The organism is Marinobacter fuscus, from assembly GCF_003007675.1.
Lineage (GTDB): Bacteria > Pseudomonadota > Gammaproteobacteria > Pseudomonadales > Oleiphilaceae > Marinobacter > Marinobacter fuscus.
In genome coordinates this window covers 1-21688 of sequence record NZ_PXNP01000004.1, presented here as the reverse complement: position 1 = coordinate 21688, position 21688 = coordinate 1, and the positions used below count along the sequence as shown (strand labels likewise).

The window sequence follows — 21688 nt, the reverse complement described above, 5'->3', positions numbered from 1 at the left end:
GGCCTACTCGTTTCATTGCGTGTTAAAAACCGGGCCATGAAATGGTGCCCGCAAAAAGCAATCGGCAAGTCTAGCATCGCCGCCGTGGAAAGGCATCCAAGGGAGATGACCTATCATTCACCCAAAACCCGCTGATAGACCGCACGCGTATTCCGTGCCGTGTCCCGCCAGCAAAAACGATAAGGCTCCAATCGCTCCGGCAACTGGCTCAACGCCTGCCGGAGCCCGCCCGAGAGCTCATCGGGATGTACCAGAAACGCCTGATCCCCGGCCACTTCCTTCATTGCGCCGTAGCTGGTGGTTAAAATCGGGGTACCGCAGGCCCTGGCTTCAGCAATCGGCAAACCGAAGCCTTCATAAAACGAGGGGTACACAAACAAGCGCGCACCGCTCAGCAGCCCAGACAGGTGGCTACGTGGCACGCGGCCGGTCAGAATCACACGGCCGGCCCCTTTGCGTTCTGCCAGCAGGCGTTTCAGCTCTTCATTCTTCCAGCCTGCGCCTCCCACCAATACCAGCGGCAAGTCCGACTGAACAGACTCAGGCAGGTTGCGGTAAGCCTTCACCAGTCCTGCCAGATTCTTTCTCGGCTCCAGAGTCGCCACCGAGAGCAGATAGGCGCCCGGAGACAAGCCATAGCCTGCAAGCACCGTTTGAAGCTCCGGCCCCTGCAAAGGCCCAAGGCTGTCCTCTACCCCCAGGTGCACCGGATACACTTTATCCGCAGCGAACGGAAAGAAGGCGCAAACCTCGTCTGCGGTGAAGTGGCTGTCAGCAATAATGGCCGACGCATTTTGTATCGCTTTGGGCAGGTAGCGCTCCAGAAAATTCACCCGCTCGGGCGGATGGTATTCCGGGTAACGCAGGTGCGACAGATCATGGATTGTAAGTACCGTGCTGCCAGAAAACGGAAAGGGGACAAAATTAGGCTCGTGATAAATCCGAACGCCATGGGCGGCACGCGAGGCGGCCCTGTCTCTCATTGCCTGCCGCACGCGATAGGCGCCCGGCACAGCCCGCACCAGTGGCCGCAAACGCGCCATCAGCGAGGCCGAACCGTTAGCGTCGGGTTCTGCCCGGTCATCCAGCAAATCTGCCAGCGCATCGCCTGCCAGCCGGCGGCCGCCAAACACACCCACCAGATTCATGGATGGCAGCTCAGCCAGCGCACGAACAAGGTGCTCTGTGTAATAGCCGATACCCGTTCGCGGCGCGACCAGAGAATCCAGCCGAATCAGTACATCCAACAGACAGTGCCTCCCAGGGCGAAAAAACGCGACATCATATCACAGCAACTCAACATTGAAGACGCCCCGCCCCGGCGGAGAAACCCGTAGATGTTGCCGGTGGCATTGATGTTACAATTGCCGGTTATCACGGCTAACCGCAAACGCAGACACGACATTTACACATCAGGGCACCCATGACAAAAGGATTCTATCAAAGCTTCGAGAACATCCACCGGGGAAGCGAGGAAGGGGTTACCCGCCGCCTGGGCGCCTACCAGCCTTTGCTGGATGCCCTGCATACGTCGTTACCCGACAGCCCCGTAGCAGATCTTGGGTGCGGGCGCGGAGAATGGCTGCAATTGCTGAATCAGGCCGGTTTTGCTGCAGAAGGCGTTGATACAGACCCAGACATGCTGGCCACCTGCCAGGAAAAAGGACTGGCCGTTCACGGCACTGATGCCCTCGCGTTTCTGAAACAGGCTCCGGATAACCACTATGCCATGGTTTCCGCCTTTCATCTGGTAGAACACATTCCCTTCGAGGCTCTGAATACGCTTGTGCAGGAAGCCTACCGGGCTCTCTGCCCCGGCGGTGTACTGCTTCTGGAAACACCCAACCCGGAAAACCCTCTGATCGGTGCCTGCTATTTTTACATGGATCCTACCCATGTAAAGCCGCTGCCACCCGCGTTGCTGCAATTTGTTGCAGACTTCAACGGCTTTGAACCCAGCCGCATCTGGCGGATGAATGAAGCCGACGGGTTGCGCAATCAGGCACCGTCGTTGTCAACGGTACTGAAAGCCTCCAGCCCCGACTACGCCCTGCTTGCTCAAAAGCCCGGCCACGCAGAAGCAACTGCCAACCTGCAGAGTCTTTTTCAGGAAATCCGGGGGATAACACTCGAAGAGCTGGCTACACGGTACGACAACCGGCAAACAGAAACCACGGAACATCTGGAGCGCCTGATCCAGGCCGAAGTCGCGCATGTTGCCGCACAAATGCATCAACTGCTGACACAACAGCAAGCGGAAATGCATGAACTGAGACAACAAAACCAGGCACTGACAACGCAAACAGAAGCCGACCGGCAAAAGCTGCAGCAGCAGGAATCCCTGCTGAACACAACCCGCCAACTGCAAGCCATCCACGATGAAAAACTACGCACTCTGGCCATTCTGACCGGCATTCTGCGCCCCGTCGACAAGCTGGCTCGAAACGCACGAAACTACCTGGCCAAACTGCGCCACGCCAGCCGAAACGGCACCTTCTACCAGTGGCAACTGATCAAACTGCTGAAAGCGCTGGGGCTTACCAGACAAGCCACTGCCAGAGCCGCCAGCCTTGGCCTGACCCTGGACGGCCCCCCCGTCCACACCCACTCCACCAGCCAGAACACAGGCTCAGACACCGCCACCGGGCCGCTAACGATTATCCAGCAGGCCCTTGTGCGGCGCCTGAGCCTGGCACACGGCCAAACCGTGGCTGCTGGCAGCGCACAAAACCAGACACTGTGCATCGACGGGCATTTCAGTGGTTCCTACAGCCTGGCAGCGGTAAACCGTGCACTGGTGATGGCGCTGGCTGATGCGCCGGGCCTGACGCTGGCACTGCTACCCAGAGAAGGCGAACCCACCAACCAGATTCACAGCGCACCAGAGCATCAGCTGGATCGTATGCGCCCGCTGGTCGCTACGCGGCCTGCCCGTGGCGATATCGCCATCTATCACCACTACCCGGTCATCGAAAACCCGGAGCCCGCTCAGGGCACGCCCATTCTGATGTTTTTCTGGGAAGAGTCCCAGGTACCCGAAGACACCATCCGGCAGATCAACGAACACTACGCCGGAGTACTGGTAACCAGCTGGGTCGTCAAAAAAGCCCTGATCGACTCGGGTTGCCACAAGCCGGTCTGCATCGTGCCGCTGCCTCTGGATGATGGCCTGCCTGTGCCTCCGGGGCCTGCCTCTGGCCAGCCGTTCCGTTTTCTGCATGTGTCCTCCTGCTTCCCCAGAAAAGGCGCCGATGTTTTGCTGAAGGCGTTTGCCAGGTTGCTGGAGCAGCATCAGGATCTGGAACTGGTGATCAAAACCTTTCCCAACCCCCACAACACCGTGGCAGAACAGATCAAAGCGTGGATTCCGGAAAACCGGCAGGCCAGAGTTACGCTGGTCATGGAAGATTACAGCGAGGCCGACATGGACAGGCTCTACCGGTCCGCTCACGCCGTTGTACTCCCGAGCAGAGGCGAAGGCCTGAACCTGCCCGCCATTGAAGCCTCTCGCTACGGGCTGCCGGTCATCACTACCGGGTACGGCGCGCACACCGACTTTCTTAAAGGTAAGGGTGTCCGGTTCGTTAACTACCGCTTTGCCCCCTCCGGCAGTCATTTGCAGACCCCCGGCTCCGTGTGGGTCAACCCGGACCCTGAAGACCTCCGCGAACAATGCGAAGCCATTCTTGAGCAGTTGCGCAACGGCAGCCTGAACACCCGGGATACCCATCAGGCCATTACCGATACGTTCTTCAGTGAAAACGCGAAACAACGCCTGGCCAGCAATCTGGCACGCTTTGCAGCCCCCCGCACAAAACCGGCCGAACGGCCGATCATTCTGATGACCACCTGGGGCGAAGCCTGTGGCATTGCCGAATACAGCCGCTACCTGGCCCAGGAGCTGCACGATGCGGGCGCCGAACTTGAAGTCTGGGCCCCCAAACACCTGGCCAACCCCGGGCAGGCCCCCATGGCAAATCAGCTGCGCGGCATCCAGTGTTGCTGGCAGCCCGCCAGCACGGTGTTGCCAGACGCGTTGGCAACTGCCCCTGAAACCGTGTGGATTCAGTACCATCCGGGCTTTTTCAGCCTCAGTGCGCGGCTGGAACAGATGATCGAAACCGCCACCCGGGCCGGGCACCTGCGCTTTATCACGCTGCACGCCACCCTGCCTCTGCTGCAACTTCCGGAGGCCGAGCGCGCGCAAACTGCCCGCACGCTTAACGCCTTCTACCGGGTGATTGTGCACACCCCCAACGATATGAACGTGCTCAAAACGCTTGGCGTGGTGGACAATGTGGCCCTGCTGCCCCAGGGCGTTACCCGCCCCGTCAAAGCCCCGGCACACGCTGTCGACGGCGAGTTTACTGTCGGCTGTTTCGGCTTTCTGTTCCCCCACAAAGGTGTGATGGAGCTGATCAATGCGTTCGCTCAGTTCCGCAACGCCAATCCCGAAGCCGCCTCGGCACGGCTGCTGCTGCTCAACAGCCTGCACAGCAACCCGGAGTCGGCCGAGTATGAACAACAGTGCCGGGCGAGAATCCGGGAGCTGGGGCTTGAGCAGGTGACTGAATTCTGCTCAGAGTTCCTTGAAGAACAGCAAGTAGCCGAACGCCTTGCCAGCTGTAACCTGCTGATCCTGCCTTACCGCGAAACGCCGGAATCCAGCAGCGCTGCCGTCAGAACCGCCGTAGCCTGCTGCCCTACCGTTGCTGTGACACCCGCCCGAATCTTTACCGAAGTGCGCGACGCCACGCTGACACTGCCAGGCTTCGGAATCGAGCACATCCTCCAGGTTATCGAGCAAACCTGGAGCCAGCAAAACCGGCAACAACTGGAGCAGGTTCATCAGGCCCGTGCAGACTGGCTTGCCGAACATCAGTGGCCCAGAGTCGCACAGCGCCATCATCAACTTATCAATGCCGGTATCACCGACACAGACTGGCTCTCGCACAAGGAATCAGACGCATGATCCAAAGGGCCATCCCCATCGCCCGTTACTGGTGGAGCTACCGCTACTTTGTCCGCAGCGCCATCCGCAACGACCTGCGGGCACGATACGCAAGAAGCAAACTCGGCCTGTTGTGGGCGCTGGTTCAACCGCTTGCCATGGTGCTCATCTACACCCTCATTCTCTCTCACCTGCTGTCGGCAAAACTACCGGAAACCAGCACGGTTTACGCCTACCCCATCTACCTGATGTCGGGCATGCTGGGCTGGACCCTGTTTTCAGAAGCGCTGATGCGGGGGCTGGGCATCTTTGTTGAACAGGGAGAACTGATCAAGAAAGTTGCCTTCCCCAGAGCCCTGCTGCCCGTTATTGCCTTTGGCAGCGCCACCATCAACGGCGCAGCGCTGTTATCCATGATGCTGGCCGTGTTCCTGTTTCTTGGCCACTGGCCCGATATTCACTATCTATGGCTGCCCGGTTTGATTGCCCTGGCCCTCTGGCTGGGCTTATCGATCGGGCTGCTGTTCGGCCTGATGAACGTGTTCTTCCGGGACATCCATCAGGCTGTGCCCGTTGTTCTGCAGTTTCTGTTCTGGCTGACACCCATCGTCTATGCACTCTCGATGCTGCCGCCGGAATACCACGGCTACTTTGCCTGGAACCCGGTGGCAAAACTGACCGCCGCCTTTCAGGACGTCATCCTGTACCAGCGAAACCCGGCTGAATGGCATCTGGTGTTGCTGGGCAGTATTGCCATGGTATTTACCATTCTCAGTGCAGGCCTGTACCTGCGGGTAAAACACGAACTGGCTGATCATCTATGAGCGTACTAATCAACGTAGAGAACCTCGGCAAGGCCTTCAGAACCTACCCCAGCGCCAGCCAGCGTATACGCAGCTGGCTGGGCCTGCGAACCAAAGGCGTGCAAGACGTATGGGTGCTCCGCCACCTGAACTTCCAGGTGTTCGCCGGTGAAGCCGTGGGCCTGGTCGGCGAAAACGGTGCCGGCAAAAGTACCCTGCTGAAAATGATCGCCGGCACCCTCGCCCCTACCGAAGGAAAGGTGGAACTGCTGGGTGATGTGCGCGCCATACTGGAACTCGGTATGGGCTTCAACGGCGAATTTACCGGCAGAGAGAACGCCCGCCATGGCCTGAGCATGATGGGCTTGAGTGCAGAAGAAGCCGAGGCCCTGTTGCCGGAAGTAGAAGCCTTTGCCGAAGTGGGCGACTACTTCGACCGGCCACTTCGCACCTACTCCAGTGGCATGCAAATGCGGGTAACCTTTGCGGTTGCAACCGCCCGCCGCCCGCAGGTACTGATCGTAGACGAAGCACTGGCGGTGGGCGACGCCTACTTCCAGCACAAAAGCTTTGAAAAAATCCGTGAGATGCAGCAAGCGGGCACCACCCTGTTGATCGTGTCCCACGATCGGGGCGCCATTCAACGAATCTGCGACCGGGTAATTCTGCTGGAGAACGGGCAAATCAGCAGAGAAGGCGACCCGGAAGTGATTATGGACTACTACAACGCCATGCTGGCCAACAAAGGCAACCAAAAGCACAGCGTTCAGAGCGAACAACTGGAAGACGGGCGCGTAGCCACCACCTCCGGCACCGGTGAAGCAACCATTCAGCGGGTAAGCCTGTACAGCGCTGAAACCGGCGAACCCATCGAGATCGCCACCGTTGGCCAGGCACTTGAGCTGCGCGTGGACCTGCATATACACGAGGCCATCGACCAGCTTGTGGTGGGCTACGTGATTAAAGACCGGTTGCGCCAGGATGTCTTTGGCACCAATACCCATCACCTGGACCAGGTTCTTGATAACCTGGAGCCCGGCCAGACGCTTGATTACCGATTCCGCTTCGACTGCAACCTCGGCGAAGGCAGCTACTCGTTTTCGGTGGCAGCCCATGCCGATGACACCCACGTACGCCACAACTACCACTGGAAAGACCTGGCCTGTACCTTTGAAGTGGTGAACGCCAACAAGAAGCGATTCCTCGGCGTTGCCTGGGTACCGCCCACTCTGGCCATCGAACACAGCACAACAACCACCGGAGAAGCCCCATGAGCACGCCCCCACACGTACTGGTTACCGGCGCCAGCGGCTTTACAGGCCAGCACCTCGTACCTCTGCTTGAACAACGGGGCTACCGGGTAACGGGCACCGGCCATGCCGCTGACCATGCTTTGGTTCAGGAGGCCATGGACCTGACCAACCCGGCACAGGTTGAGGCCGTGGTGGAACGCCTGCAACCCGACTATGTTATCCACCTGGCCGCACTCTCGTTTGTCGCGCACCCCACGCCGGAAGACTTTTACCGGGTAAACACCCTGGGCACAGAGTACCTCCTGAGTGCGCTGGCCAGGCAGAAGAAACCACTGAAAAAAATCATTCTGGCCAGCACCTCCAATGTGTATGGCCGCAACCCGACCCCAGTACAAAGCGAAACCCTGTGCCCTGCTCCGGTCAACCACTACGGCTGCAGCAAACTGGCGATGGAGCACATGGCCGGGAACTGGTTCGAGCAACTGCCCATCCTGATTACCCGCCCGTTCAACTACACCGGCCCCGGCCAGCTGCCACACTTTCTGGTACCGAAAATGGTTCAGCACTTTGCCGACAACGCCAGCGCCATTGAACTGGGCAACCTGGATGTGGCCCGCGACATCTCAGATGTACGCGACATCTGCCAGGCCTACGTTGCCCTGCTTGAATGCGACGGCCACAGCCAGTCGGTAAACCTGTGCTCGGGAGCCAGCATCCACCTGCGAGAGCTGATGGACACCCTGTGCGACATTGCAGGCTATCAGATGGAGATACGGGTAAACCCGGCCTTTGTCAGAGCGAGCGAGATACCCAGCCTCAGGGGCGACCGGGAACGCCTCGAAGCACTGGCGGGCGCGCTGCCCACCCGGCCGGTTCGGGAAACACTGGAGGATATGCTGGCGGTGGCCAGAACACAGAAGCGCTAAACGCCGGGCTCACCGTTCTGCAAAAGCCAGGCTTACCGGGTGTTCATTTTCAGGACTTGAAAACCCAGAGCCTGGCGCCGGCAAATACGAACAGCGGAACCAACACAACAGACAAGCAAATGGCGACAAAGCCAGACTTTATTCCCGCCATCAGGAACAACCACAGAAGGGTGTTATTGATGGCGAACCCCGACAAGGTCACCACCAGAAAGCGCACCGCACTGCCCTTCTGCCGAAAGGTGAACCGGGAATGCCCCCAGAATGACACCTGGAAGGCAATCACAAACGCCCCGAAATTCACCAGAAACGGCGAAAGAGCCGGCCACGCGTAAAGCAACCACCAGGCCACTCCCAGGTGGGTTACCGTTGCCAGGCCGCCAACCAGGCCGAAACGCATCAACTGCCCGAGCAGCTGCACAAACCGGCCCCGGGCGTTGTCCTGCCGACTGGCGACCGGCGCCGCCACATCGTTGTTACGGGTCATGACTGGCCTGCACCCTTGCCAGAATCGTCAGATGCAACCCGGGCAACCTTTTTTTCCGCAACCACATACAAAGGCCGCCCCTTGGTTTCCATAAACAGCCTGCCCAGATATTCCCCCAGCACACCGATGGAAATCAGCTGCATTCCGCCGAGGAACATAACACCCGCAGCCAGCGACGCGTACCCCGGGACATTTGCGCCCCAGATCAGCGTCTGCAACACCACCCAGGTGCCATAGACAAACGCCAGCAGCGCCACAATAACCCCAAGGTAAGACCAGACCCGAAGCGGCCAGGTGGAAAAACTGACGATGCCATCCAGCGCAAAATTCCACAGCTTCCAATAGTTGAAACTGGTCTTGCCCGCCGCACGGGCAGGCTGGTCATAAGAAACCGCACACGTGGTAAACCCAACCCAAGCATACAGGCCCTTCATAAAGCGATTGCGTTCCGGCAAGCTGCGAAGGGCATCAACCACCTTGCGATCCAACAACCGAAAGTCGCCGCCGCCCTCCGGCAAGGTGGTATGAGCCAGCATGTTGAAAAAGCGATAGAACAGCCGGGATGTCCAGCGCTTCATCGCCGTTTCCTCATTATCTGCGTTACGCACGCCATAAACCATCTCGGCGTTACCCTGCTGCCAGACTTCCACAAAGCGTGGAACGGCCTCAAACGGGTGCTGCATATCCACATCCATCAACACCACCGCATCGCCTGCTGCATGGTCCATCCCGGCGGAAAGCGCCACCTCTTTACCGAAGTTCCGCGAGAAAGAAACGTAATGGACATCATCGTGCTGCTCGGAATAATACCGCAGCAGCGCCAGCGAACTGTCTGACGAACCATCGTTCACAAAGGTGACATCCGCTGCAAAAGGCCAGGTTTCCCGTGCTTTGCGGAACGCCTCCATAAACAAAGGCAGCGACGCCTCCTCGTTATAAACGGGAACAACCAGGCTGATTGTTAAATCACTCAACGTCATCAACTCCAATTATGTGTGGCGACGGCAACAAAACCAGCGATTTCAAGCCTATGGCAAGCTCGCGAACATCGCCCCCTTCACCCGGATATCCTGGCTGCCGTAACGACTGATAAGCAAAGGATACAGTCAGTGGACTCCCCGAGCGTTGGGGTGGCAACGGTATCTCCCGCCAGCAACAATCGCCGCCTTCATAGGTACTTTGGCTGAACTCCCAGCGGGCAACGGCCTTACCATCGACAAGAACATCGATTGCCTGCTCTTTCACAGAGGGGCCGAAATAGGGGCTGAAGTGCACACGCAACGCCGTCACCTGGTCATGCACCCCTTTTACCAAAGGCAGAGACAGCGAAGACACCTGGCCGTTACTCCACACGCCCCAAGTTTCGGGGGCAGACCACCCCCCGGCAAGCAGGCCCGGAGCCTGAGAAGACCAGGAGGTAAAACCCACGTAAAAACCGTCGTTCAAGGTGTGTGGGTTGTCTACGGCGGCCCCGGCACACATACCTGAGCGGCGCACAAAATTCATATACTCAAGCCAGAACACCCGCCTGTCCACTTGTGGATGCATCGACACCCGCTCACCTGGGTCAATGGCAGACATCTGCTCGTCCGTGAGCCAGGCATTTTGGCCCGCACCACACGCCATTGCCTCGGCCCTGCCCCAGGGTGAAACCACATGGCGCATATCGGCTCCGACCACGGAATTCGCCGCATAATTTACACCGGCCACCAACCCCAGCAGAGCCGCCGAAACCCAGACCACAGGCTTTTGTTTTTGAGCCGGAGCCGCCCGCAACACCAGGCTCAACAAGGCGTAGGCCAGCGCCCCAAACCCCAGAAACGCCACCCGGCTGTCCAGATAGCCACACACACCCGCCTCGAGGCACCACTGCTGCTGACGAGCCGTGGCAGCCAGAGGGGCCACCATGTAAAACATCAGAATGCCACCAGCCAGCAACACCCCCGTGGCCGCACGAACCGACAAAAGCGGTAACTGGCGCAGCAAAAGCGATGCACACAGCAGGGTCAGCAGCGCAACAACACCCGCAACCAGCCAGGCCCCTGCCGCAACCGCCGCAAAATCAAACCCGGGCAAACGATGAAACACGGTGCCTGCATCAATGTGAAACAAGGCCGTCGCGAAGAACCGGAGTGGGTTCAGAATACCGGAAGGGTCGTTGCCCTCGTACATCGACGGATAGTGCCACCGGTATCCCAGGTACACGCCCAGGGCAACCAGCACCACAACCGAGTCTGCCAGCAACCGAAAGGGGCTGACATACAGCCCCAGAATACGCGTTCGCTGAGCACCGTTACGGGGCCAGGCGGAATGGCACAGATGATCGACCGCCATCAACGCCGTAGCGAACATAAACACGAACTCGCTCACCAGCATGGCGCCTGCGGTGAGTGCATAGATAAGGCAACGGATAAAGCCGTGCGCACCGGGCCATTGCAAAATGGCAAGCCGGGCCAGCAGAACCGCCAGAAATGGCAAAGTGTTTTGAAGGGGGTAAGCGTTCGGCGGCATGTGTTCATAGGCCAGAGGATGCACTGCCAGCAGCACCAGCACCATAAAACCGGCAGCCACCCGCCACCTGCCGGGCGCCAGCAACCGCCCCAGATACACAGACAAAAGCACCGGAGCCGCATAGTACAGCAGTAACAGGATAATCCGGCCTGCCGTAGAGCCCGCCACCAACGCCCCAAGCGCATTGAGTGGCGTCATGGCGTAGTGGCCGATTCGGCCACTGAACTCGGCAACTGCACCGGCCTCGGCCCAGACCCGCTCCCAGCCTTGCCAGATAAACTGCAAAAACATGGCGTCGTCGGCCGTTAGCCGATAGCCGAAGCGGAACTGCAAAAGCTGCAGCACCAGCAGGGTAAACAGCGCCAGCACCAAGAAGCCAGCCCGCCTGCCGGAAAGCCTCGATACCTCTACCGAAAACACGCAATCACTCCCTCGAAGCGCAACCCCGCTGCATCCGCAGCGGGGCACCGAACATAAAAACCATAAACGCGGATTGATCAGAACTTCAGGTCGTCGTCATCATCATCGGCAAACAAGGCCTCAAGATCGACATCATCCGCGGGCTTCGCCTGCTTGTTCGCCTCGGCGCGCAACTCGTACAACCGTACCAGCCCCTGCAGCCTGTGTTCAGACAATAACTGCGCGTAAGCAATCGACAGAGCACCGTTCTTCAGCAAGCGAGAGGCGGTCTCCGGTGGCAGTTCTCTCATGGCGGCCTCATCTACGTGATAAACGCCATTAACATCATGCCCACCCTCGCCCTTGGGGTTACTGGCTGAGATCTTCCAGGGAACAATCAAGCCAGCTTCATCAAGATGATTCACCAGCGCCTGGGTAACTTCACGGGACTGTTCCAGTTTTTCCAGGAACGTCATCAGGTCGCGGGTCTTCGGGGTCGGCTCACCATCCATGCCAAACAACCTGACTGCGTCCGGCCCGGCGTCTTTTTCAAACGCCTCGGACTCTTCATCCACACAGACAATGCGCCGGGTGCCGCTCTCGTCTCTGACCAGCCGGAAAGGGTGCGAACGGTACCAGGCCGGGCGGTAACCGCCTATCCAGCGGCCATTGGTGTGCACATACACGTTCACCCCCGGCTGCAGCGACTGCAGGGCGACAAGCTCATAGGGGGCGTCGTCTGACGCCCTCACAAAGGCTACAGGCATAGTGGGAAGCACCTGGAACAACTCTTCGGCAACAACAGGAACCACTGCCTGTGTCAGGGCGTGGCGGTTACTGGCGGCCACCAAACCAGAATCACGATGGTCAGATTTGCTCAAAGCAACATAACGGGCCATGGGGAAACCTCAGATTCAAAAAATGGGCGGGCAGAATAGCACACAGGGCAGCTGAAACCGACTTCGGCTGCCCCACTCCATTGCTCGCCTGGTTACATCGGTTACTCGGCTTCGACGGTTCTGGGCCGCGACCCATCTGCCGCGCGGGGGTCATCACCGTCTTCGGGGTTCCGAACCAGAATAAGCCGGTAATTGGCACCGGGGCTGTTGAAATCACTGATGACGCCGGTAGAAAAGTTGATACCCAACCGTGTTGTTTCAGAATTCGGGCTCTCATCGCTTGTCCAGACCGTCAACTGGCGCATATCCGGGAAAGCGGCTGGATCAATGGTCGGGCTCAGGGTGGGCGAACCGCAACCTTCAAAGATATCCAGGTTACCGATCTGATCCGGCGTTGCGTGCAAGTTGTTGCAATACACCAGAGATTGCAACTCGGCCAAAGACGCCAAACGGAAACCGTCTTTATCAATCAGGCTCCGGGCCACATCCCAGGCCAGGGTTTCAGCCGTTCCATCACATGCCGATAATTCCGGGTTCCAGGATTGACCGTGGTAGCAACGCTTCCACGCCAGGTTGGTTTGAGTATCCAGTACAATTGCGGCATTTTCTCCCAGTGGCTGATAGCGCTGGCTGATCGCCTCGCCTGCCGCTTCTGGCAACGGCGGAACCTTGTTCTCATCACTGGAGGACGACCCACCGCCACCACCACACGCCGAAAGCAGAGACGCTGTCGCAATCGTTATCAGAGAGACTCGCCATCCCGGCATAGCCGATACACGCATTACACTACCTCCAAAAGAAATACACCCCGGCCCTATCCAGGTAAGAACACAACAGGCAGGGGAAAAAGACGGATCAGAAAACGCTGAACACAGGTTTAATGGCCTTGCCGCGAACGCAACAAAACCCGATTATGATACCATCAGCCGCTATTCTCTGGCACTCCTCCGGTATCGACAGCAACATGCCCCGAAAACCCAGCTCTATACTCCGTGCAGCCGACATTTTATGCGCCCTCAGCGGCCTTGTACTGGCATCACCGGTACTTCTGGTACTGCTGATTGCCGGATACGTAGATACCCGCGCCCCACTGTTCCGACAGCAGAGAGTCGGTGCAGGCGAAACGCCCTTCATGCTGACCAAATTTCGTACCATGAAGCCGGATACCCGCCACGTACCCACCCACGAAGCCGATGCAGCAGCCATTACCCCGCTTGGCCGCTTCCTGCGCAAAAGCAAACTCGACGAACTGCCCCAGCTTTGGAACGTGCTGGCCGGCGACATGAGCATCGTTGGCCCCCGCCCCTGCCTGCCCAGCCAGACACAACTGATCGAAGCACGCCGGGCCCGGGGCGTATTCAACGCCCGCCCGGGTATCACCGGGCTTGGCCAGATATCCGGCGTGGACATGTCGACACCCGAAAAACTTGCGGAGCTGGATCAGCAAATGCTGGGCTCCCTTACCCTGGCCAGTTATTGCCGGTACATTCTTCTGACCATGACGGGTAAAGGGAGCGGAGACAGGGTTCGGGACAAGATGCAGTGAAGCTGCCCGAAGGCAGCTGCGAGAAGCGGTGTTTTACCGGCGATCCTTCAATTTGTAGTCCGCGGGAACTTCGAAACGACTGGCACGCTCAGGCTGCACCTGAGCACTGGCAACATCGTAGATATAGGTAAGTACCGGTTTGTCTGTACCGTACCCCATATAATCTTTCGCCTTGTCCTCGGCGGCTGTTTTAACCATTCCCTCGGCAAGTTTGCCCAGAGAGCCCACCGGGTCGCTCAGATCAAACCCGCCGGACCTGGACGCAGTCTGTTTCTCCTGCTGACAAGCCTGGTTGTTGGCAAACCACTCGAGTTTGATCGACACCGGGTAGCCCTCCAGCTGAGTCAACCCCTTGACCACTTCAGACTCTGTGTCGATTTCCGTCTTTGAAATATCTCCGGACACCATGGCAATCACGCTGTACACGCTGTCTGTGAAAAACGCCGACAACGGATTGCCCGCTTCCTGCACGTTGCTCAGGTAGTAATCCTGAAACCGGCCGTTGATATCCCACACCCCACGCATCTGGTCGTTCGCCTTGGCCATCCAGAAATCCATGGTCACCAGATGCTTGTCTTCACGCCCAAGCTCATCTCTGGCGACCATTTTCCACTGGGCCACGTATTGATCCGCATTGAACCCGTTAACCATCCGCCCGGTGTCTTTGGGGACTACCGAAAAGCTGAAATCGGAGGTCACCATTGCGCAGGAATCGCCACCGGATGGGTCGTAGAACTCCTCCTCGGTGTCTTCGCTCGCTTCTTCTGTAAACTGATCCCAGACGCTTACGTCGACACAGCCTTCAAGCGGGCACTCAATGTAACTCTCATCTTTGTGATCTACCCGCCACTGAAGGCTTTTGTCCGGGCGCATAATATCCGCCAGGTGGGACTCACCGAACAGTTGGCGAGACAGCCAGGAGTCGAATTCCACGGTACTCTCTATAGTGCGGCGATCGGCCAGGGTGTAGGTAACCTGTTCGCCCCTTGAATCAGGAAGGATGTACCCCCCGATGATATAACTCGCCTTAACAACACTGGTATCCGACAACGGTGTTGTATCAACCACTTTCGGGGTAGAACACCCCGCAAGCCCCACAGCTACAATTGCAGCAGACATCAAGGACAATGAATGTCTCACACAAAGCTCCCTTTTATGAAGGTTCAGTTAAAAACGTAACGCATTGATAGAATAACAATATTTTTAAAATTGCGTTACAAAAAAATCAACCAATCGCCTTCAGGGACGGCCCGCCTGCTGTGCAGCTTCAATAATCTTTTTGCCAATCAGCTCTTCGTAACTCGCCCACAAAGGCTGCATCGCCGCTTGCCAGGTTGCCAGCTCTTCCTGCGTGGGCTCATACACTGAAACGCTCTTCATTCTGGCCAGCTCCCGCATATCGTTCGAACTCTTGGCCTTGGCCACTGCGTTGCCGTATCTGAGCGACATATCCCGCGCATACTGAAAACTACGGCGCTCCTCGTCGGTCAGGCCACTCCAGAAATCCGCATTGGTAATCAGCATGTAGTCCAGCAGCCCGTGATTGGAAATCATCATGTAGGGCTGATGCTCGTAAAAGGCTTTGGAAAAAATATTCGACCAGGTGTTTTCCTGCCCCTCAATCCGCTGCTCGGCAAGAGCCTGATAAACCGCAGAAAAGGCCATGGGTACCGCTTTGGCGTTCAGCAATTCGAACTGCTTGATCAACACGTCGGAATTCATGGTTCGGAAACGCAGGCCTGCCAGGTCTTGCGGCTTCGTGAAAGGGCGGTCCGCCGTCAACTGCTTCAAGCCATTGTGTAAATATCCAAGCCCGACAATACCCTTATCTTGCATACTGGAAAGCAAAGCCTGCCCGGTTGAGCTCTCCTGAAAACGATCTACGGCGTCCATATCCGGAAACAGAAACGGCAGATCGAACACCTTCAGCTTTTGCGTATAGCCTTCAAACTTGGACAACGACGGCGCAGCAAAATGAATACGGCCTTCGGCAATGGCGGTTACCGCCTCATCGTCATCCATCAAATCGGCGTTGGCGTGTATAACCACTTCAAAGTGGTCACCCAACTTTTCTTCAAGAACCGATTTGAACATCTCCGCCATCTTGCCCTTGGGCGTATCGGGCGAGACAACATGAGAGAAGATCAATTGCCGGGGTGCCTCAGCCCACAGGGCCGCAGGTGATAGAAGAGTCATTAACGCAAGCAGAGAGAAGACAATACGACAGTTCATCCAAGTACTTCCTGTAAGTTGATGGTGGTCTTGTTGGTGCTCCCGGTTTTCCCGTGGGAGCTTGTTGTTTTGAGTTTTCCGGGGAACGGATGCAGTGCCGGAAAAGCGTTATATTGATGGATTAGTGCTTTGAAGTAAAAGGAAATATCTGGGGGGAGGTGTGGGGGCTTTGGGGTTGGAGATTTGAGGGCTCTGGGTTGGAGATGTGGGGTCTGACCGCGAGGGTCAGACCCCTTTAGCGAGTGTTGGAACAAGGGGTCTGACACTTGCTGTCAGACCCCATATCTCCAGGATTTAACGTGGGTGCCTTGCGAACCCTCGCCGCCAAACCCGACATTCTGAATTCTGCAAGCCCCGCACCACCCGCCGCGCACGATTTAACAACTTTTTACACAAACAATGCGAAATATTGAAAAAAACAAGTATAAAAAAAGCCTACAAAACGTTCATAATTGACAAAAATCATCTCCCCCACCCGCACCAACGTAAGGACACGGCATGGCAGTCTTCAATACTCATCCCGGTAGCACCTACAGCGAATCATCATCGTCAATCGGCGATTTTGACTCCCACGCTGGCCCTTCAGGCACATACGACAGCTGGCTGTTTGACTCTACGGGCACCTATTCCTTTCAAGGACACATTGCGTCTGGAGGCCCAGGCGACGCCACCGACCAACTGCACGTTACTTTCGGAACAGGCTATTACATTTCAGGTTATGGCATTAGTGTGAATACCAATATCGCAGATGGTGTTGCTGGAGGAGAGTTCATCCTAGAACCAAAGTCCTTTCAACCCGGCGATTTTTACATTCGAGAGAGTTTAACTGACAAGCCACTGACCAGCATTGAAGCACCTTCCGAAGCGCTCACCCTTTATATAGGAGGAGGCGTCAATGTCCTCGACTACACACTTACCCTGAATATCGGCTACCGCTCCCCCAATCAGGCGCCCACGAACATCGGCCTGAGCGACCAGTCGGTCCAGTACAGCGAAGGCAACAACAATGTCACCGTGGGAACGCTGTCTACCACAGATGCCAATGCCGGCGACAGCCACACCTACTCGCTGGTTTCCGGCGCTGGCAGCACCCACAACAGCCTGTTCGCAATCTCCGGCAACAGCCTTCAGGCGAACAACCCCCAGACTATGGCCCCGGGTAACTACTCCGTACGCATCCGCACCGAAGACTCCGGCGGCCTGATCTACGAAGAAGCCGTGTCCATTACCGTAATTGATGACCTGGCGCCGGAAATTCAGTCCATTACCGCCAGCGCCGGTGCGCCGGGAACCATCGAATACACAGTCACCTTCAATGAAAGCGCCAACAACGTCAGCACAGACGACTTCAAGTTAACCACGCCAGGCAGTGCCGCAGGCAACATTTCAGCGGTATCCGGCAGTGGCACCAGCTACACCGTCACTGTCAATAATCTGAGCGGAGACGGCAATCTTCGGCTCGACTTGAAAGCCGGCACGAATATCAGCGACAGCTGGGGTAACCTGGCGAACGCCTATTCCGGCGGTGACAGTTTCTATGTGGATGGCACTCCGCCGAACATCACTTCAACCAATATCAGCCTGAGTGGCGCCAGCGGCATCAACAGTGAATTCATCATTGGCGACACCGTAACCGCTACCTGGAACGCCACCGCCGACGGCAACAGTGACGTAGACACCGTTACCATCGACTTCTCGGCCTTTGGCGGCGGAACGGCGGTCGTTGCTACCGAATCCGGCGGCAAATATACCGCCAGCTACACCATCATTGCGGGCACTACCGATGTCACCAACGCCCATGTGGTCATTAACGCAACCGATGGCGCCGGCAACCCTGGCACAGGCCAAAGCAACGATGTTTCACTGGACAACCAGGCGCCTGGCATACCGTCGGCTGCCAGCCCGCTCGAGCTGCCCGAAAATGCCGCCGATAATACGAGCGTTGGCACCGCCACCGCAGCCCCCGGCGACGGCCTCAGTTACAGCCTTACCAACGATGCTGGCGGCCGGTTCAGCATCGACACCGCAACCGGTGAAATTACATACCTCGGCGGCGGTCTGGATTATGAAACCAGCCCGACCCTGAACATTGAAGTCACCACCACGGACAACGCTGGCAACAAGGCATCCCAAAGCCTGAATATCGCCATTACGAATGCCAACGAAGCGCCTTCTGTTGCCCCCGTGGCCGATACCGGTGACTATCGTGAAGGCGACGCCAGCACCAGCCTGTGGGCAAACCACGGCATCGACCCGGTTGACTCAGGCCAAAGCCTGAAATCAATCGTTTTAAAAGTAACCGGCGCCACCGATGGCAGCGCCGAGCAACTGGTCTCAACCAACCTGTCCGCGCCCATTGAACTGGCCAATGGCAACCAGAGCCTGACCGCGAACAGCCACGCCCTCTCCGCTTCAGTTGCCGCCAGCGGCCCGGACCTTCTGATTACGCTGGAATCGGGCTCAATGCCCCTTACAGACTGGCAGAATCTTCTGCAAACCCTCGGCTACCATCACACGTCCGAGGCCCCCACTCCGGGCGCCCGCCAGGTGAGCATCGTGTCAGTGGAAGATACCGGCGCCAGTGGTGAGACCACCACCACGGGCACTTTTGGCACCCGCACGATCAACGTACAGCCGGTGAACGACAGCCCGGACATTGCGGTGAACACCGGCGTTGACACGTTCGCCGGGCGAACCGTCACCCTCACAAACACTCACCTGAATGAAGGCGACCCGGACGATGATGGCGACCAGGTAACCTACACCCTAAAGACGTTACCCACACTCGGCAGTCTCTTTCTGAATGGGGTCGAGTTGGCCACAGACGACGTCTTTACCCAGCAGGATATCAACGATGGCCTGGTCACCTTCCGTGCAGCCAGAGTGGCCGGCGACACCAGCTTCGACCTGACGCTTTCAGACGGAGGCGAAGACAGCTCAACCCCGGCGACCGCGCAAGTCAATGTGAGTGTCCGAGCCACCCCCGTAGTGACACCCCCTGCTCCCGACCTTGCGCCGGGCGAAGTGCCCCTGCACTTCACCGGAGGCAATGCCATACCGGTTACCACCATCACCCTGCCCTCCGGTGTTGCGCTGGAAGCCTGGGACAATGCGAGCGCTCAGGGTAGCCACCAGGAACGCGACCTGCTTGGCCTGGTTCGTAGCTATGCCGGAGACCAGCTGGACTCTGCCCTTGATGCCGCCAGAGATCTGTTTACCGGCGTTGGCGACAACCTGTGGGTAAACGCCATCACCCTCACCCGCGAGCCCGGCTCTGACCCCGGCGACCCGATTCGCCTGAACGGGCAAACCAGCACCGGTAACTACCGCGAAGCCCTGGTCATCGATGCCCGGGAGCTGGGGGGCGGCACCATAGACCTCAGCAACATCGAGTTCGCCATCGTGATCGGCGATGATCTCCGGTTTATCGGCGGCGCGGGCAACAACACCTTCTTTGCTGTTTCCGGCTCCCAGAACATCGTACTGGGAGAAGGCGATGATGAGCTTTACGGCGGCGATGGCGACGATGTGGTCGGCTCGCGGGGCGGCAACGACCGGCTTTTCGGTAACAGCGGAAACGACACCCTCTTCGGCGGAGACGGCAACGACCTGATGCACGGTGGCATTGGCCAGGACATCATTACCGTGAGCGGCAACCGTGATGACTATGTCATCAGCCAGGAACACAGCATCGTTACTCTGCAGAGGAACGGAAACGATGACATCGACACCATCCTCAATGCCGAAATTCTGCGGTTTAACGACCAGGATGTCGCCCTGAGCTACAGCAATGAACTGAGTTGGATTGCTACCCTCTACGACCGCTTTCTGCAACGCCAGGGCGACCTGGATGGCGTGCAATACTGGGCGGAACAGCTTGAAGAAAAGGGCGACTTTGCCGACATCGTCTGGGGCTTCATGCATTCACAGGAATTCACGGAGAGTCAAAGCACCGTCATTGGACAACTCTCACTCACCGAGCAAGTGGAACTGATGTACCAGACCCTTCTTCAACGGACTGCAGACTCAGAAGGCCTCGACTACTGGGTGACCAAGCTGGAAAGTGGCACGTCACTCGCCGATGTGGCCGCTTCAATTGCCCACTCAGCAGAAGCGACCGGGCAATACCTGGACAGTGAAGCCTGGGAGTTTCTGATGTAACCACCCACAAGTTGGGTACCTGTGGGGTTGGAGATGTGGGCGGAGGGCCTTGGCGTTGGAGATGTGGGGTCTGACAGCAAGTGTCAGACCCCGGGGGCCGAGGTTGGTGGTGTGGGGTCTGACACTCGCTGTCAGACCCCATATCTCCGAGGTTTAACGTGGGAGCCTTATGGGGGCAGCCCCCATATTAGGCATCAAAGGCCAGCCCCGGGGTTGTGCACGGCCTCGCGGCTCTGAAGAAACTCATGCTTTTTCTCCAGATAGCGGGCACCTTTTTCAAACCCTCTCTTGCCATGATCCTCGTGGAGAATTTGCTTTAAGCCCCGGTCGTAGCAGTCGGCAGGCTCCAACACCCAGGCATCGTTGAAGAACTGCTTGTTGGCTCGTACGATAACCGTGTTACAGCGTGAATAGCCTGCTTCTTTGAAGGTCTCTGACCAAGCCGGATTGATCAGTTGATTACCGAACACAGCAAGCGCCACCCCAAGAAACATCACCCAAGTTGCCACTTTCTGAAGTTTTGCCATCAAGGGAGGCACACGCTTTTTCATCAGCCGCACATAAAAAACTTCTATATTGATGGTGATCAGAGCGCTCATCATAGGCACCCAAACAAAAAAGAGAGCACTTTGTTGCTTGTGGAAGACCAGCAATGGCTTTTGTAAATTAACGATGTTCCGCAAATAAGCAGAGTAGTCTTGATAAGACCACCACATCACCAGCGCAAAACCGATGAAAAGGACATTCATGATGAGCATCCCACGCAGTATTTTCGTGCGTGAGTGGCCGGGTGTCGCCGTCATTGGTAGCCTCTACCTGATATTCAGAGGGGACAGGCGTCGCAAGAAGCCCGAAACCCGGCTCTCAAGCTCGCGCTCCAAAGCCTCAACCACAATTGAACCTGCAGCATCCAAGGCACAATACGCAAAGTCGCCCACTTTTCGCGTTTGCGCAGCCAAAAACTCTGGAGGATTCATGATGGCTTCGACAGCCTCCTTGTACGCGCGCACAGTCTCTTCAGCAAATTGAGTCACGTCTGACCAAGTAACTTTCGAAACAGCGACACCCACAGACAACCCAACGACAAATCCGATCATGTTTCCAACGACAACCATTCCGGAAAATGCGGCGACCTTCTTGGCAGCAAAATAGCCAAAAGCCAAAGAAATAGCCGCCTTAACCAAATCCGCGGAGACATTTAACAAAAAGTCCTGCCACCCGAAGGATTCATCAAATATCCACGCATAGGAGTTAACACTCATCGACACCACCAGTGTCACATATACCCCACCTTTGGCAGCACCTTTCAAACCATCAGTGCCAATGCCCATTTTGATAATGGTCGGGTTAGATAACCTGTAACGTGTACCGCGAATTACCTGTCGAAGCCGATATCAGCCTGATTGTCAGACCACTCTTTGGAGAGCCGGGAGGAAAGCTGTCTTTCACGCGCAGTGCGGCGTGCACGATCATTCATGCAGGAAGCAATCATCACATAATCCTTGTGTTGTGGAATCCATTAA

16 protein-coding genes are annotated in these 21688 nt (G+C 57.3%); 6 read left to right on the top strand and 10 right to left on the bottom strand.

Annotation, left to right across the window (positions count from 1 at the left end; translation table 11 throughout):
* Nucleotides 1-113 precede the first annotated feature (113 nt).
* A complete protein-coding gene (locus C7H09_RS00125; RefSeq protein ID WP_106760660.1) occupies nucleotides 114-1247 on the bottom strand; it encodes a glycosyltransferase family 4 protein in 1134 nt (377 codons plus the stop codon).
* Between the two features lie 176 nt (nucleotides 1248-1423).
* Here C7H09_RS00125 and C7H09_RS00120 point away from each other — a divergent pair, with 176 nt between their 5' ends.
* The 4 genes from C7H09_RS00120 to C7H09_RS00105 are packed head-to-tail and all read left to right on the top strand — an operon-like array spanning nucleotide 1424 to nucleotide 7933.
* Nucleotides 1424-4972, top strand: a complete 3549-nt coding sequence (locus tag C7H09_RS00120) for a glycosyltransferase (RefSeq protein ID WP_106760659.1) — start codon at nucleotides 1424-1426, stop codon at nucleotides 4970-4972.
* A complete protein-coding gene (locus C7H09_RS00115; protein WP_106760658.1) occupies nucleotides 4969-5775 on the top strand; it encodes an ABC transporter permease in 807 nt (268 codons plus the stop codon). The genes C7H09_RS00120 and C7H09_RS00115 overlap by 4 nt, the downstream gene beginning before the upstream one ends.
* The gene (locus C7H09_RS00110) at nucleotides 5772-7028 is read left to right on the top strand and encodes an ABC transporter ATP-binding protein (protein ID WP_106760657.1); all 1257 of its coding nucleotides are present in this window, start codon (nucleotides 5772-5774) and stop codon (nucleotides 7026-7028) included. The genes C7H09_RS00115 and C7H09_RS00110 overlap by 4 nt, the downstream gene beginning before the upstream one ends.
* Nucleotides 7025-7933 carry an NAD-dependent epimerase/dehydratase family protein gene (locus tag C7H09_RS00105; RefSeq protein WP_106760656.1) on the top strand — a complete coding sequence of 303 codons (909 nt, stop codon included), beginning with the start codon at nucleotides 7025-7027 and terminating at the stop codon, nucleotides 7931-7933. Before C7H09_RS00110 ends, C7H09_RS00105 begins: the two co-directional genes overlap by 4 nt.
* 49 nt (nucleotides 7934-7982) lie before the next feature.
* Here C7H09_RS00105 and C7H09_RS00100 read toward each other — a convergent pair whose 3' ends face one another.
* The 5 genes from C7H09_RS00100 to C7H09_RS00080 form a co-directional block, all read right to left on the bottom strand.
* Nucleotides 7983-8417 carry a GtrA family protein gene (locus tag C7H09_RS00100; RefSeq protein WP_106760655.1) on the bottom strand — a complete coding sequence of 145 codons (435 nt, stop codon included), beginning with the start codon at nucleotides 8415-8417 and terminating at the stop codon, nucleotides 7983-7985.
* Entirely contained in the window at nucleotides 8414-9391 is a 978-nt protein-coding gene (locus tag C7H09_RS00095; protein ID WP_206074239.1) for a glycosyltransferase family 2 protein, read from the bottom strand. Before C7H09_RS00095 ends, C7H09_RS00100 begins: the two co-directional genes overlap by 4 nt.
* On the bottom strand, nucleotides 9384-11348 hold the full coding sequence (locus tag C7H09_RS00090; protein WP_133166191.1) for a hypothetical protein: 1965 nt from the start codon (nucleotides 11346-11348) through the stop codon (nucleotides 9384-9386). The genes C7H09_RS00095 and C7H09_RS00090 overlap by 8 nt, the downstream gene beginning before the upstream one ends.
* 77 nt (nucleotides 11349-11425) lie before the next feature.
* The gene (locus C7H09_RS00085) at nucleotides 11426-12226 is read right to left on the bottom strand and encodes a SapC family protein (RefSeq protein WP_106760652.1); all 801 of its coding nucleotides are present in this window, start codon (nucleotides 12224-12226) and stop codon (nucleotides 11426-11428) included.
* Nucleotides 12227-12327: 101 nt separating this feature from the next.
* Nucleotides 12328-13008, bottom strand: a complete 681-nt coding sequence (locus C7H09_RS00080) for an Lcl C-terminal domain-containing protein (RefSeq protein ID WP_106760651.1) — start codon at nucleotides 13006-13008, stop codon at nucleotides 12328-12330.
* 203 nt (nucleotides 13009-13211) lie between these two features.
* Between C7H09_RS00080 and C7H09_RS00075 the strand changes: the two genes are divergently transcribed.
* Complete coding sequence (locus C7H09_RS00075; RefSeq protein ID WP_106760763.1) at nucleotides 13212-13772, top strand: sugar transferase; 561 nt, start codon at nucleotides 13212-13214, stop codon at nucleotides 13770-13772.
* Nucleotides 13773-13805: 33 nt separating this feature from the next.
* Here C7H09_RS00075 and C7H09_RS00070 read toward each other — a convergent pair whose 3' ends face one another.
* Together C7H09_RS00070 and C7H09_RS00065 are read right to left on the bottom strand one after the other, a co-directional pair.
* Nucleotides 13806-14891: a hypothetical protein gene (locus tag C7H09_RS00070; RefSeq protein ID WP_240616459.1), complete on the bottom strand. Its 1086-nt coding sequence runs from the start codon at nucleotides 14889-14891 to the stop codon at nucleotides 13806-13808.
* Between the two features lie 120 nt (nucleotides 14892-15011).
* Nucleotides 15012-16004, bottom strand: coding sequence for a DctP family TRAP transporter solute-binding subunit (locus tag C7H09_RS00065; protein WP_106760649.1), 993 nt, complete (start codon nucleotides 16002-16004; stop codon nucleotides 15012-15014).
* A gap of 498 nt (nucleotides 16005-16502) precedes the next feature.
* Here C7H09_RS00065 and C7H09_RS00060 point away from each other — a divergent pair, with 498 nt between their 5' ends.
* Complete coding sequence (locus C7H09_RS00060) at nucleotides 16503-20165, top strand: DUF4214 domain-containing protein (protein ID WP_106760648.1); 3663 nt, start codon at nucleotides 16503-16505, stop codon at nucleotides 20163-20165.
* A gap of 194 nt (nucleotides 20166-20359) precedes the next feature.
* Here the strand turns inward: C7H09_RS00060 and C7H09_RS00055 are convergent, their stop codons facing one another.
* Together C7H09_RS00055 and C7H09_RS00050 are read right to left on the bottom strand one after the other, a co-directional pair.
* Entirely contained in the window at nucleotides 20360-20968 is a 609-nt protein-coding gene (locus C7H09_RS00055) for a hypothetical protein (RefSeq protein ID WP_133166190.1), read from the bottom strand.
* 9 nt (nucleotides 20969-20977) lie between these two features.
* Nucleotides 20978-21496 carry a hypothetical protein gene (locus C7H09_RS00050; RefSeq protein WP_106760646.1) on the bottom strand — a complete coding sequence of 173 codons (519 nt, stop codon included), beginning with the start codon at nucleotides 21494-21496 and terminating at the stop codon, nucleotides 20978-20980.
* Nucleotides 21497-21688: the final 192 nt, after the last annotated feature.

Coding starts and splice junctions, on each gene's coding strand:
- C7H09_RS00060 (WP_106760648.1), top strand. CDS start 16,503: ATGGCAGTCTTCAATACTCATCCCGGTAGCACCTACAGCGAATCATCA.
- C7H09_RS00100 (WP_106760655.1), bottom strand. CDS start 8,417: ATGACCCGTAACAACGATGTGGCGGCGCCGGTCGCCAGTCGGCAGGAC.
- C7H09_RS00120 (WP_106760659.1), top strand. CDS start 1,424: ATGACAAAAGGATTCTATCAAAGCTTCGAGAACATCCACCGGGGAAGC.
- C7H09_RS00115 (WP_106760658.1), top strand. CDS start 4,969: ATGATCCAAAGGGCCATCCCCATCGCCCGTTACTGGTGGAGCTACCGC.
- C7H09_RS00055 (WP_133166190.1), bottom strand. CDS start 20,968: ATGACGGCGACACCCGGCCACTCACGCACGAAAATACTGCGTGGGATG.
- C7H09_RS00105 (WP_106760656.1), top strand. CDS start 7,025: ATGAGCACGCCCCCACACGTACTGGTTACCGGCGCCAGCGGCTTTACA.
- C7H09_RS00050 (WP_106760646.1), bottom strand. CDS start 21,496: ATGGGCATTGGCACTGATGGTTTGAAAGGTGCTGCCAAAGGTGGGGTA.
- C7H09_RS00080 (WP_106760651.1), bottom strand. CDS start 13,008: ATGCGTGTATCGGCTATGCCGGGATGGCGAGTCTCTCTGATAACGATT.
- C7H09_RS00070 (WP_240616459.1), bottom strand. CDS start 14,891: ATGTCTGCTGCAATTGTAGCTGTGGGGCTTGCGGGGTGTTCTACCCCG.
- C7H09_RS00085 (WP_106760652.1), bottom strand. CDS start 12,226: ATGGCCCGTTATGTTGCTTTGAGCAAATCTGACCATCGTGATTCTGGT.
- C7H09_RS00110 (WP_106760657.1), top strand. CDS start 5,772: ATGAGCGTACTAATCAACGTAGAGAACCTCGGCAAGGCCTTCAGAACC.
- C7H09_RS00065 (WP_106760649.1), bottom strand. CDS start 16,004: ATGAACTGTCGTATTGTCTTCTCTCTGCTTGCGTTAATGACTCTTCTA.